Annotated in this window: 1 pseudogene; it reads right to left on the reverse strand. The window is 69.2% G+C overall.

The features are described from left to right. Positions 1-234, reverse strand: a pseudogene (locus SB765_RS33940) (hypothetical protein); the annotation flags it as partial.

Below are 234 nucleotides of genomic sequence, written 5' to 3' on the forward strand. Positions count from 1 at the left end.
AGCCAGAGCCCGGCCAGCAACCCCACCGGGCCGGCGACCAGGGCGCCCGCCACACCCCAGCCGAGGGCAGTGCCCAGGCTGCGGCTGGACTCCAGGCTGGCCAACCTGAGGTCGCTGATGCGCGTGAGGGAGATCCGCTCGCCCGGCGAAGGGCTGCGCGGGGTCTTGAGTGTGAGCGATCCGTTGCGATACTCGCCTTCACCTTGCAAGAAATCGCCGGATTGCACCGTGAGT

It is taken from the genome of Pseudomonas sp. SIMBA_067, assembly GCF_046534675.1.
GTDB lineage: Bacteria > Pseudomonadota > Gammaproteobacteria > Pseudomonadales > Pseudomonadaceae > Aquipseudomonas > Aquipseudomonas putida.